Source organism: Curtobacterium sp. BRB10 (assembly GCF_031844325.1).
Classification (GTDB): Bacteria; Actinomycetota; Actinomycetes; order Actinomycetales; family Microbacteriaceae; genus Curtobacterium; species Curtobacterium poinsettiae_A.
In genome coordinates, this window is sequence record NZ_JAUZVA010000004.1 from 257,524 (window position 1) to 270,078 (window position 12,555).

Below are 12,555 nucleotides of genomic sequence, written 5' to 3' on the forward strand. Positions count from 1 at the left end.
CTGGAGTCCGTTCCTTCCCATGACGCCCGGACTGGGAAGCGGGAACGGGCGTCCCTGGTCGAAAGAACCGACCAGGTACGCCCGGAACGACCAGGTACGCCCGGAACGACCAGGTACGCCCGGATCGGCCCGGCGAGCGCACTAGCGCCCGGCGCGACCAGCGAGCGGACTGGAGGCCCGTGCGGCGCCGCCACGGGCCTCCAGTCCGTCGTCGGTCGCGTGTCAGCGCATCGCTGCGTCGATCAGGGTCACCGCAGCACGGCGCGCGTGCGCGGCAGGCGCCGTGGTGCCGGCGATGGCCGCGGTGGTCTGCGCGCCCTCGGCGAGTAGTGCGAGCTGCGCGGCGAGTTCCTCGGCGTGCTCGGGGTCGGCGACGACCTCGGCGGTGAGCTGCTGCACGAACTGCTGGAACGAGTCCTTGTGCTCGCGCGCGATCTCGGCGACCGCAGGCGAGGTCGCGCCGAGCTCGCCGAACGCGTTGATGAACCCGCAGCCGCGGAACGTGTCGTCGCCGAACCACGACTCGAGGAAGTCGTAGACCGCCAGGAGCTTGTCGCGCGGGCTGGCCGCAGCCTCGACCGCGCCGTGCACACCCTGCTCCCACATGTCGTGGCGACCGGCGAGCACCGCGGCGATGAGCTGCTCCTTGCCCGGGAACGCCGCGTACAGCTTCTTGAGGGAGACCCCCGCGCCCGTGCGGATCTCGTCCATCCCGACGGACTGGATCCCGCGCGTGTAGAACAGCTGGTCCGCGACCTCGACGATGTGTGCTCGGACGTCCGGCTCGACGGTGCTGGTGGCCATGTGTGTACCCGGTTCCCTGAGTGTTCACCGTTCTCGAGTTGCGCTGGGAACGGGCGTTCTCTACTGTAGTGCACATCGGCGGAGAACGATCGTTCTCCGCGATACTCAGGGAAGGAACGATCATGGGTGCCATCACCGTCGGAACCGAGAACAGCGTCGACATCGAACTCCACTACGAGGACAAGGGCCAGGGGCAGCCGATCGTGCTGATCCACGGCTTCCCCCTCGACGGCAACTCGTGGGAGGGGCAGGTCCCGATGCTCCTCGAGGCCGGCTACCGCGTCATCACGTACGACCGCCGTGGCTTCGGCCAGTCCTCGCAGCCGTCCACCGGCTACGACTACGACACCTTCGCCGACGACCTGCACACGGTCCTCGAGACCCTCGACCTGCGCGACGTGATCCTCGTCGGCTTCTCGATGGGCACCGGCGAGATCGCCCGCTACATCGGCCGCCACGGCGAGGACCGGATCGCGAAGGTCGCGTTCCTGGCCTCGCTCGAGCCCTTCCTCGCCATCACCGACGACAACCCCGACGGCGCCGGCCCGATGTCGTTCTTCGAGGGCATCGCCGCCGACGTGGCGAAGGACCGCTACGCGTACTTCACGAACTTCTACCAGGACTTCTTCAACCTGTCGGAGAACCTCGGCAGCCGCATCTCCGAGGAGCAGGTCCGCAACGCCTGGAACGTCGCGGCCGGCTCCGGCTCGATCGCGTCCGCGGCCGCACCCCTGACCTGGCCGACCGACTTCCGCCAGGACATCCCGAAGGTCACCGTCCCCGCCCTGATCGTGCACGGCACGTCGGACAACATCCTGCCCATCGACGCCACCGGCCGACGTTTCACCCAGGCACTGCCCGCGGCGGAGTACGTCGAGATCGAGGGCGCCCCGCACGGCCTGCTCACCACGCACACCGCAGAGGTGAACGAGGTCCTGCGCACCTGGCTCGCCGAGTCCTGATCCCTCGGCGATCACGCGGACGCTCCCCGGCGGGGACGCCCGCATCGTGAGCAGGAATGGTCGGGTCCCCACCGGGGACCCGACCATTCCTGCTCTCCAAGCGAACCGCGCAGCGCGCGCTAGTCCTCCTCGCCCGCGTCGTCCGGGTTCGTGACCTGGGCGTGGCCGAGCGCGTCGAGGTGGATCGAGGTGCCGTCGTCGAGTTCGACGATCGGCTTCCCCTCGAGGAACGTCAGGGTCCATCCCCACGTCGCCGTGTCGACGGACTCCGCCGCGAGCTCGTCCTCGACCCCGCGCACGGCGACGACCATCGTCTCGGGCAGTCGCGCAGGCGGTTCCCCACCCACGTTCCAGCGTGTGCCCAACTGCATCCGTGCCTCCGATCCGGTGGTTGACGGGCCGGGTCGCGGTCGCGACCCGGCCCGGGCAGGCGACGTTACGCCTGCTGCTCCGCGAGCTCGATCTCGGTGACGGCGAGCTCGTCGCCGTCGACGAACGACAGGTTCTCGATGCGGCCGACGGCCGCCAGGTCGACCGCCGCGCGCTCGATGAGCGCACGCGTCTCGGCGGGCGCCGCGACGACCGCACGCGTCACGGGCGTCTTCTGGGACGCCTTCGCCGCCGTCTTCGCACCGCGGATCCCGATCAGCGCCTGCCCGACGGCCGCGAGCAGCCCCGTGGGGGCCGCGTCGGTCGGCAGGTCGGTCGCGGTCGGCCAGGAGGCCCGGTGCACGCTGGTGTCGTGGGTCCAGGCCCAGACCTCTTCCGTCGCGTACGGGAGGAACGGTGCCAGCAGTCGGAGCAGCACGTCGATCGCGCCGCGCAGCGCCAGGACCGCGCTCGCCTGCGTCTCGTGCGTCGCGTCGGAAGCGGTGCCGTAGGCGCGCTCCTTCACGAGCTCGAGGTAGTCGTCGCAGAAGGTCCAGAAGAAGCGCTCGGTGATCTCGAGGGCACGGGCGTGGTCGAAGCCGTCGAACGCCGCGGTGGCCTGCTCGACGACCGCGCCGAGCTCCGCGAGCATGTCGACGTCGAGGGCCTCGGTCACGCTCGTGGCACCCTCGGGCAGCGGGAAGCCGTAGACGAACTTCGCCGCGTTGAGCACCTTGATCGCCAGTCGACGGCCGACCTTGATCTGCTTCGGGTTCTGTGGGTCGAACGCCGCGTCGGTGCCGAGCTTGGACGAGGCCGCCCAGTATCGGACCGCGTCGGCGCCGTGCTGCTCGAGGATGGACAGCGGCGTGACGACGTTGCCCTTCGACTTCGACATCTTCTTGCGGTCGGGGTCGACGATGAAGCCGGAGATCGAGGCGTGCTTCCACGGCACCACGTCCGCCTCGAGCTGGCTGCGGAGCACGGTCGTGAACAGCCACGTGCGGATGATGTCCTGGGCCTGGGGGCGGACGTCGTACGGGTACACCAGGTCGTAGAGCGCCGGGTCGGTCTCCCACTTGCCCGCGAGCTGTGGGGTCAGCGACGAGGTCGCCCAGGTGTCCATGACGTCGAGTTCGCCCTGGAACCCGCCGGGCACGCCGCGCTGGTCCTCGGTGAAGCCGGGGGCGGGCTCGGAGGCCGGGTCGACGGGCAGCTGCGCCTCGGTCGGCACGATCGGCTGGTCGAACACCGGGTTGCCGTCGGCGTCGAGCGGGTACCAGACGGGCAGCGGCACACCGAAGAAGCGCTGGCGCGAGATGAGCCAGTCACCGGACAGGCCACCGACCCAGTTGTCGTAGCGGACGCGCATGAAGTCCGGGTGGAACGCGATCTCCTCGCCGCGCTGGCGGAGCGTGCTCTTCAGCTGCTCGTCGCGCGCACCGTTGACGATGTACCACTGGCGGGTCGACACGATCTCGAGGGGCTTGTCGCCCTTCTCGAAGAACTTCACCGGGTGCTGGATGGTCTTGACGTCACCGATCAGCTCGCCGGACTCGGTCAGCGCGTCGACGACGACCTTCTTGGCCGAGAACACGGTCTTGCCGGCCATCTCGGCGTAGAGCTCCTGGCCCGTCGCGGACTCGATCCAGGCGGGCTCCTCCGAACGCACGCGGCCGTCGAAGCCGATGATCGCGCGGTTCGGCAGCTGCAGCTCGCGCCACCACACGACGTCGGTGGTGTCACCGAAGGTGCAGACCATCGCGATGCCGGCGCCCTTGTCCTTCTGCGCCAGGTGGTGTGCGAGCACCGGGACCTCGACGTCGAACAGGGGGGAGCGGACCGTGGTGCCGAAGAGGTCCTGGAACCGCTCGTCGTCCGGGTGGGCCACCAGGGCGACACAGGCGGGCAGGAGTTCCGGGCGGGTGGTCTGGATGACGACGTCGTCGCCGCCGTCGGTGCGGTGGAAGGCGATGCCGTGGTACGCGCCGGGCATCTCCTTGTCCTCGAGCTCGGCCTGCGCGACCGCGGTGCGGAACGTGACGTCCCACAGGGTCGGGGCGTCGGCCTGGTAGGCCTCGCCGCGCTCCAGGTTGCGCAGGAACGCGCGCTGGGCGCTGGCCCGCGAGGTGTCGTCGATGGTGCGGTACGACTGGGTCCAGTCGACCGACAGGCCGAGCGTGCGGAAGAGCTCCTCGAACTGCTGTTCGTCCTGCACGGTCAGGCGCTCGCACAGCTCGATGAAGTTGCGGCGGGACACCGGCAGCTGGTCGACGGCCTTCGAGGACTTGCCGTCGCCGCCCTCGAACGGCGGCGTGAACTCGGGGTCGTACGGCAGGGTCGGGTCGCAGCGGACGCCGTAGTAGTTCTGCACGCGGCGCTCGGTGGGCAGGCCGTTGTCGTCCCAGCCCATCGGGTAGAAGACGTGCTTGCCGCGCATGCGCTCGAACCGGGCCTTGAGGTCGGTGTGCGTGTACGAGAACACGTGGCCGATGTGCAGCGAGCCGGAGGCGGTGGGCGGCGGGGTGTCGATCGACCAGACGGCGTCGCGGTGACCGGCGGCGTCGCGGTCGAAGCGGTAGGTGCCGTCCTGCTCCCAGACGGGCCCCCAGACCTGCTCCAGTCCGTCGACGCTCGGCTTCTCGGGCATGGGTTTGGTCATGGTGCGCCTTCCGTCCGTGTGTGCGGCACCGAGTCCGTGATGAGGTGCCTGAGTGTTGCGCGCCTGACGCGCGGTGCCCCAATCGTAGCGGCCGCGTACACGTCGGGAGCCTGGCCACGGGGCGTCCGCGGCTGCCGGCCGGGTGCCGATTACCACACCGACCTGTCGGACACGCCAAGAGCCTGCTAGTCTGTCGGAGTTTGTCCGGCGAACGCAGGGTTCGCAGGAGCTGCAACGTCGCCGTCCGCCGGACGCCCGAAGGAAGCACCGCACCCCGGAGGAACGACTTGGCACCGAACGACGCACCCCACCCGCACGGCGATCGGCCGTTGCGCACGAAGGGCGCTGCGAAGCGCGCTCGTCGCGATCTCACGAAGGACGACGTCACCGTCGTCGAGGAGTCGCTGCTCAAGCGTGCCGTCGCGGCTGCCGCGCTCGGCAACGCCATGGAGTGGTTCGACTTCGGCATCTTCGCGTACCTGACCGTCACCATCTCGCAGGTGTTCCTGCCGCAGGGCGACCCGGCCGCGAACATCGTCGCCACGTTCGGCTTCTTCGCCGCCGCGTTCATCGTGCGTCCGATCGGCGGAGCCGTGTTCGGGCCGATCGGCGACAAGATCGGCCGACAGAAGGTCCTCGCGCTGACGATGATCCTGATGGCCGCGGGCACGCTCATGATCGGCCTGATCCCGTCGTACGACACGATCGGCTTCTGGGCACCGGTCCTGCTGCTGGTCGCCCGCTTCGTGCAGGGCTTCTCGACCGGTGGTGAGTACGGCGGCGCCGCGACCTTCATCGCCGAGTACTCGCCCGACAAGCGCCGTGGCTTCATGGGCTCGTGGCTCGAGTTCGGCACCCTCGCCGGGTACGTGCTCGGCGCCTCGATCGTCACCGGCCTGCAGTTCGGCCTGTCCGAGGACGCCCTGCTCAGCTGGGGCTGGCGCATCCCGTTCATCATCGCGGGCCCCCTCGGCCTGATCGGCCTCTACCTGCGGCTGAAGCTCGAGGAGACCCCGGCGTTCCAGAAGCAGCAGGAGCAGGCAGCCGAGCGCGAGGGCCAGAAGACCCCGTTCCTCAAGCTCTTCGCCGAGAACTGGCGCTCGCTCATCATCTGCATCGGCCTGGTGCTGGTCTTCAACGTGACCGACTACATGCTGCTGTCGTACATGCCGACCTACCTCGAGCAGAACCTCGGCCAGAACGCCACGTTCGGCCTGATCCTCATCGTCATCGTGATGCTGCTCATGATGGTCGTCATCACCTTCGGCGGCCGCCTGTCCGACAAGTTCGGGCGCCGCCCGGTGCTCGCCGCCGGCTGCATCGGCTTCATCCTGCTGTCCTGGCCGGCCCTCAAGCTGGTCCAGACCGGCACCGGGGTCGGCGTCTTCGCCGGCCTGCTGATCCTCGGCGTCGTGCTGGTCACGTTCACCTCGACCATGCCGTCGACGCTCCCCGCGCTGTTCCCGACGATCATCCGCTACGGCGCCCTGGCGATCGCGTTCAACGTGTCGGTGTCGCTCTTCGGCGGGACCACCCCGCTCGCGACCTCGGCGCTCATCAACGCCGCGAAGGACGCCGGGTACGGCTGGGCCGAGGACATCCCCGCGTTCTACCTGATGCTCGCAGCCGTGATCGGCCTGGTCGCGGTGTACTTCACCAAGGAGACCGCCGCCAGCCCGCTCATGGGGTCCGGCCCGACGGTCGGCTCCGAGGACGAGGTCGCGGGCGTCATCGAGGACTACAACGACCCGACGTCGGAGCTCGCGCAGTCCGACTGGGCGAAGGAGTTCTCGACGAGCGAGATCCCGATCATCTCGGCCGACGCAGCGTCGGGCGGCGAGAAGAAGGAACCCGCCGGCTCGTGACCACGGGGCCGCCTCGCGGCAACCCGGCCAGGAGGCCCGGTGCACGTCCGTCACGGACGCGCGCCGGGCCTCCTGGCCGTTCCGGGGTCGTCGTTGACGTCACGCGCACAGCGACAGTCCACGGGCGCGCGTGAGCGTGGACTGTCGCTCAGCCCACGAGGTCGGCGGCGGGGCCCGCCGCCAGCCGCTCCGCGGCGTGCAGCAGCCGCGCGGTCACCGGGTGCGCCGGGCGCGCGAAGACCTCGGCGGCAGGGCCGTGCTCGACGACGGCTCCCTGGTGCACGACGAGCACGTCGTCGGCCATCCGACGGACCGCTCGCAGGTCGTGCGACACGAACACCATCGCCACCCCGGTCTCGTCACGGAGCCGTTCGAGCAGCCGCAGCACGGCGTCCTGCACCGTGGCGTCGAGGGCGGTCACCGGCTCGTCGAGCACGATCACCTCGGGGTCGGTCGCCAGCGCACGGGCGATCGCGAGCCGCTGTCGTTGCCCGCCGGACAGGGTGTGGGGGGAGCGGGACCGCAGCACAGGGTCGAGGTCGACCCGCCGCAGTGCCGCGTCGACCCGTTCGCCGAGCGCACCGCGTGCCCGCCGTTCGTCACCGCGCGAGAACGCGTCGGCGAGGACCCGCTCCACGTTCCACCGTTCGTCGAACGTCGCCCCGGGGTCCTGCACGACGGCCGTGACCCGGTGCCGTCGGGGGCGTCGCTCGCGCTCGGGCAGCGGGACCCAGGGTTCGTCGTCGAGCGTGACCGTGCCGGCGTCGGGTGTCTCGAGCCCGAGGAGCATCCGCGCGAGCGTCGTCTTGCCCGAGCCCGAGGCACCGATCACCCCGAGCACCCGGCCGCGCTCGAGCGCGAACGACACGTCGTCGACCGCGAGCATCCCGTCGTACTCCCGCGAGAGCCCCTGCGCCGCGAGCACCCCCCTCGCACCGAACGGCCCCGGGCACCGCGGCAGCACCGGCCGCGCGCACCAGCGCCCGGGTCGCGGGGTGCACGGGCGCCGTGAAGACCTCGGCGACCGCACCCTGCTCGACGATCCGGCCCTCGTGCACGACGGCGACCCGGTCGGCCCACCCTGCGACGAGCCCCAGGTCGTGCGTGATGACGAGCAGCCCGGCGCCCCGCGTCTGCGCCGCTCGCAGCTGTTCCATCACGGTGACCGCGACCCCGGCGTCGAGCGCCGTCGTCGGTTCGTCGGCGACGAGCAGCGCGGGGGACCCGACGGTGGCCGCGGCGATGAGGGCCCGCTGTCGCATCCCGCCCGACAGGGTCCCGGCGAGCCGGCCGTCGTTCGCGATGTCCGGGTCGAGGCCCACCGCGGCCAGGGCATCGCGCACGGCGTCCACGCGCTCGGCCGCACGCATCTCGGTGTGCAGGCGGAGGCTGTCGGCGACCTCGCGCCCGACGGGGCGCAGCGGGTCCAACGCGCCCAGGGCCTCCTGGCCGACGTAGCCGACCCGCGAGCCCCGCAGCCGTCGCCACCGCCGGTCCGTGTACCCACCGACGTCGACGCCGTCGACCGAGAACACGTCGGCGTGCACGGCGGCGCCGGGCGCGGACAGGCCGAGCACGGCGCGGGCGGTGACGGTCTTGCCGGAGCCGGACGCCCCCACCAGGGCGACGCACTCGCCGGCGTCGACGCGCAGGTCGACACCGTGCACGATCGGGGTGCCGCCGATGGTGACGGTGAGCCCGCGGACGTCGAGGACGCCGCTCACCGCGCGGCCCCGGTCCGTCGGATCGCTCGGCCGAGCACGGTGACGGCGGTCGCGAGCACCACGATCGCGAGCCCGGGGAAGGTGCTCATCCACGGTGCGGTCTGCAGGTAGGTGCGGCCGTCAGCGAGCATCGCGCCCCACTCCGGTGCGGGCGGGGGCGTGCCGACGCCGAGGTAGCTCAGCGCCGAGGCCCACACGACCGCCTGCCCGACCCCGAGCGTGGCGACGGCGACGACGGGCCAGAGCGCCGTCGGCAGCACGTGCCGGACCACGGTGCGGACGGGTGAGCGGCCGAGCAGCACCGCCGTCTCGACCACCTGCGAGCTCCGGGCGGCTCGGACCAGGCCGCGCACGATCCGGGCGTACCCGGGAGCGGTCGCGAACCCGACCGCGAGCACCGCCGGCACCGGACCCGGGCCGGTCACGGCGATGACGACCAGGGCGACGAGCAGCAGCGGCAGGGCGAACGCGACCTCGGTGACGCGGCCGATGACGGCGTCGAGCAGGCGTCCGAGCCGCCCGGCCCCGGCTCCGAGCCCGGCGACGACGCCGAGCAGGACGCCCACGCCGCCGCCGATCAGGGTCGCGGCGACGCCGACGACGAGCGATGCGCGGGTGCCCGCGACCACCCGTGCCAGGACGTCGCGGCCGGACTCGTCGGTGCCGAACGGGTGCGCGCCGCTCGGTGCGGCCAGGGCATCCGCGGGGTGCACCGCGAGCGGGTCACCGCCGCCGAGCAGGGCGGGCCAGGCCGCCGCCACGACGGCGACCAGGACGACCACCCCCGCGGCGATGCCGCCGGCGCCGAGCGTCCCCCCACGGACGCGCTCGGTGCCGGCGGCGGTCTGGTGGCCGGGTGCTCCGGTCTGGAGGCCCGGGTCGGCGATCCCGCTCACCGCGCGCCCGCCGGACGGCCGGTTCCACGGCGTCGCGCACCGCCAGGGCGGGAGGTCGCGTTCCGGGCGGTGCTGCGCGGGTCGACGACCCGCTCGACGAGGTCGGCCACGGCCAGCACGACGACGTACGCGGCCGCCGACACCATCGCGATGCCGGCGACGAGCGGCATGTCCCGTTGGGTGACGGCGGTCACCAGGGCGCGGCCGATGCCGGGCAGGGCGAACACGGACTCGACGACCACGGCCCCGGAGACGAGCGACCCGAATGCCCACGCGGACAGCGCGATCCCGGGCAGGGCGGCGTGCCGGAGCAGGTGCCGTCCGAACAGTCCGAGGCGGGTCTCGCCCCGGCCCCGGGCGGCGAGGGCGAAGGCGGAGCGCTGCGCGTCGACCACGCCGTCGCGCACGGTCTCAGCCAGGTACCCGGCGACCGGTACGGCCACGGTCAGCACCGGCAGCACCCAGCCGCGCGCGGTGCCGTCACTGACCGCCGGCACCCACCCCAGGGACGTGGCGAACACGACGATGAGCACGCTGCCGAGCCAGAAGTGCGGCATCACGCTCGCGGTGACGCTCAGTGCGCCGGTGAGCCCGGCGGCGATCCGGCCGCGCTGCGTCGAGGCCCACGCGGCGATGATCGCCAGCACCCAGGCGACGACGAGGCCGGCGACCGCGAGCGTCAGGGTGACGGGAAGCTGTTGGGCGAGGAGCGTCGCGACCGGGGTGCGGAACGCGAACGAGTCGCCGAGCTGTCCGGTCGCCAGCCGTCCGAGGAACACCGCGTACTGCACCAGGACGGGCTGGTCGAGGCCGTACTCGTGCCGCACCTGGGCGACGGCCTCGGCCGAGGCCTGCGACCCCGGTCCGCCGAGGATCGCGAGCGCCGGGTCACCGGGGATGAGCCGGATCGCGACGAAGACGATCGTCGCGACGGCCCAGAGCACGCCGATCCCTCCGGCGAGCCGCCGGACGGCCCACCAGACCCATCGCATCCGGGTCAGCGGTCGATCCAGGCGGTGCCGAAGCAGGGCGTCGAGACCGGGGTCGTCCGGATGCCGTGCACGGCCGAGCGCACCAGGAAGTGGTTCTGCTGGTCGTACAGGGGGAGCACCGTGTCGCTCGCCAGGATCGCCTGCTGCGCCTGCTCGTACAGGTCGGCGCGCTCGTCGGCGTCCGAGGTGCGGGCGGCCTGCTCGAGCAGCCGGTCGACGGCGGGGTCGTCGAGCTGGGCCAGGTTCGCGAAGTAGCCGGACGGTGCCGGTTCGATGCTCGCGCTGTCGTACAGGATCCGCAGGACGTCGGGGCCGACCTTCGTGTACGGGGCGCTGACGACGTCGTAGTCGTTCGCTGCGAGGGCGGCGTACCAGCTGGACAGGTCGAGTTCGTCGAGCACGACCTTGAACCCGACCGCCTTCTCGGACGCCTGGATCTGCTGGAACAGGCTGCGCTCGGCCGGCACCGACTGGTTCGTCGAGACGGGGAACGTCACGGTGAGCTGCTGGCCGTCCTTCTCGCGGATGCCGTCGGACCCGACCTTCCACCCGGCGTCGTCGAGGAGCTGCTTCGCCTTGGTGGGGGAGTAGTCGAACCGGCTCTTCTCGGAGTACGCGAGCGGCTCGGCGCTCGAGAGCACCGAGTACGAGCGCTCCGCGGTACCCAGGAAGAGCGACTGCAGGCCGGGATCGATCTCGGCACCGGCGATGAAGGCCTGGCGCACCGCTTCGTCGCGGAACACCCCGTGCCCGGAGTTCAGCTCGAGCCGGTTCGAGGCGCCGGGACGCGGGGCGTCGAGGTCGCGGATGGCGCCCTTCGCCGACGCGGCCTTCAGCTGGTCGGGCTGGGCGTTGTCGATCACGTCGACCTGGCCCGACTGCAGCGCGGCGTAGCGCGAGGTCGAGTCCGGCAGGAACCGCCACGTGATGCCGGACAGGCGCGGCTTCGTCGCGCCCCAGTAGTCGGTGTTCTTCGTCAGGGTGACGCGGTCGCCGTGCTTCCAGCCGGTGACCTCGAAGGGGCCGGTGCCGACGGGGGACTCGCAGTTCGTCGCCTGCTTCCGCTCCAGCGCCTTCGGGGACTCCATGCCCACCCAGGGCTGCGAGAAGGACTCGAGCAGCGCGCTGTCCGGCCGGCTCAGCGTCAGCGTGACGGTGTGCTCGTCGGTGGCGGTCGCCTTCGTGATGGACTGCAGCGCCAGGTAGCCGGTGCTCGAGGCGGTGGCCGGGTCCTGCACGTGTTCGACGTTGGCCACGACCGCGGCGGCGTCGAACGGCGTGCCGTCGGTGAAGGAGACGTCGTCACGCAGCGTGAACGTCAGGGTCTTCCCGTCGTCGCTCGTGGTCCACTTCGTCGCGAGTTCCGGCGTGGGCTTGCCGTCCTCGAGGCCGACGAGCTCCTCGATGTACTGCGTCGCCAGGAGCGCCTGCGGGTAGTTGCCGCCGACGTGCGGGTCGAGGCAGGTCGGTTCGGCGTCGCCGGAGGCGTAGGTGAGCGTGCCGCCCGCGACCGGGGTGCTGCTCCCGGTGCTCGTGCCCGGTCCGCTGCAGGCCGCCAGGACGAGCAGGACCGCCGAGGCGCCCGCGGCTGCGGCGAGGGTTTTCTGTACTGAGTCCAAGATCATGGCGGAACGAGTCTAGCGGTTAACTGGGGCCCATGGACGAACCGATCCGCCGCGGTGGCAGACCCCGACGCTCGAGCGCCGAGGTCCTCGCGGACGCCGCCGCCGAGCTCTTCCTCGAGCAGGGGTACGGACGCACCACGGTCGACCAGATCGCTGCCCGCGCCGGGGTCAGCCGCGCGACGTTCTTCAACTACTTCCCGGCGAAGGCCGACGTGATGTGGCTCGAACTCGACGCCGCCGTCGCCGGGCTGCCCGGGTACCTCGCCGCGTCGACCGAGCCGAGCGCAGTCCGGGCGGTCGAGCAGGCGCTCCTCGCCGCCGCTCGTGCGCACGACCCCGAGCGGGTGCCGTGGGCCGTCGCGCAGGCCGAGGTGATGGGCATCGGACCCGAGCTGGTGGCCGGTGTCGCCGTCCGGGTGACGGCACAGCACGAGGCCGTCGCCGCCTTCGTCGCGGGTCGCACGGGGGACCAGCCGCGCGCGCTCTGGCCGCAGACGGTGTCCGGCGCGATGCTCGGGGCCGCCGCCGCGGCGTTCGGGGTGTGGGTCACCGACGGCGTCGGCCGGCGTGCGCTCGTCGAGTACGTCGCGGCGGCGCTCGCCCCGGTGGTCGCGGGCCTCGACGCCCGCTGACGCTCACGCGGTGCGCGGGATCCC

General features: G+C 71.9%; 10 protein-coding genes and 1 pseudogene. 3 read left to right on the forward strand and 8 right to left on the reverse strand.

Annotation, left to right across the window (positions count from 1 at the left end; translation table 11 throughout):
- Positions 1-222 precede the first annotated feature (222 nt).
- Positions 223-804, reverse strand: a complete 582-nt coding sequence (locus Q9R26_RS10640) for a TetR/AcrR family transcriptional regulator (RefSeq protein ID WP_209079827.1) — start codon at positions 802-804, stop codon at positions 223-225.
- A 122-nt stretch (positions 805-926) separates the two neighbouring features.
- On the opposite strand from Q9R26_RS10640, the gene Q9R26_RS10645 reads away from it, so the two are divergent.
- Complete coding sequence (locus Q9R26_RS10645; RefSeq protein ID WP_209133439.1) at positions 927-1,766, forward strand: alpha/beta fold hydrolase; 840 nt, start codon at positions 927-929, stop codon at positions 1,764-1,766.
- A 119-nt stretch (positions 1,767-1,885) separates the two neighbouring features.
- Here Q9R26_RS10645 and Q9R26_RS10650 read toward each other — a convergent pair whose 3' ends face one another.
- Entirely contained in the window at positions 1,886-2,137 is a 252-nt protein-coding gene (locus Q9R26_RS10650; RefSeq protein WP_027464702.1) for a hypothetical protein, read from the reverse strand.
- 65 nt (positions 2,138-2,202) lie between these two features.
- Positions 2,203-4,797 carry a valine--tRNA ligase gene (valS, locus tag Q9R26_RS10655; RefSeq protein ID WP_311227257.1) on the reverse strand — a complete coding sequence of 865 codons (2,595 nt, stop codon included), beginning with the start codon at positions 4,795-4,797 and terminating at the stop codon, positions 2,203-2,205.
- A 287-nt stretch (positions 4,798-5,084) separates the two neighbouring features.
- Here valS and proP point away from each other — a divergent pair, with 287 nt between their 5' ends.
- Positions 5,085-6,662 (forward strand): glycine betaine/L-proline transporter ProP, encoded by a 1,578-nt coding sequence (proP, locus tag Q9R26_RS10660; RefSeq protein ID WP_247737501.1) that lies wholly within the window; start codon positions 5,085-5,087, stop codon positions 6,660-6,662.
- A 148-nt stretch (positions 6,663-6,810) separates the two neighbouring features.
- Here the strand turns inward: proP and Q9R26_RS10665 are convergent, their stop codons facing one another.
- From Q9R26_RS10665 to Q9R26_RS10685, 5 genes and pseudogenes are all read right to left on the reverse strand, one after another.
- A complete protein-coding gene (locus tag Q9R26_RS10665) occupies positions 6,811-7,587 on the reverse strand; it encodes an ABC transporter ATP-binding protein (protein ID WP_311227258.1) in 777 nt (258 codons plus the stop codon).
- A gap of 322 nt (positions 7,588-7,909) precedes the next feature.
- Positions 7,910-8,479: pseudogene (locus Q9R26_RS10670) on the reverse strand (ATP-binding cassette domain-containing protein); the annotation flags it as partial.
- Positions 8,383-9,282, reverse strand: coding sequence for an ABC transporter permease (locus tag Q9R26_RS10675; protein WP_110864858.1), 900 nt, complete (start codon positions 9,280-9,282; stop codon positions 8,383-8,385). The pseudogene Q9R26_RS10670 and the gene Q9R26_RS10675, both read right to left, overlap by 97 nt.
- Entirely contained in the window at positions 9,279-10,274 is a 996-nt protein-coding gene (locus tag Q9R26_RS10680; RefSeq protein WP_311227259.1) for an ABC transporter permease, read from the reverse strand. The genes Q9R26_RS10675 and Q9R26_RS10680 overlap by 4 nt, the downstream gene beginning before the upstream one ends.
- Before the next feature lie 5 nt (positions 10,275-10,279).
- Positions 10,280-11,899 carry an ABC transporter substrate-binding protein gene (locus tag Q9R26_RS10685; RefSeq protein WP_311227260.1) on the reverse strand — a complete coding sequence of 540 codons (1,620 nt, stop codon included), beginning with the start codon at positions 11,897-11,899 and terminating at the stop codon, positions 10,280-10,282.
- 32 nt (positions 11,900-11,931) lie between these two features.
- On the opposite strand from Q9R26_RS10685, the gene Q9R26_RS10690 reads away from it, so the two are divergent.
- Complete coding sequence (locus Q9R26_RS10690; protein ID WP_182064829.1) at positions 11,932-12,531, forward strand: TetR family transcriptional regulator; 600 nt, start codon at positions 11,932-11,934, stop codon at positions 12,529-12,531.
- The last annotated feature ends 24 nt before the right edge of the window (positions 12,532-12,555 follow it).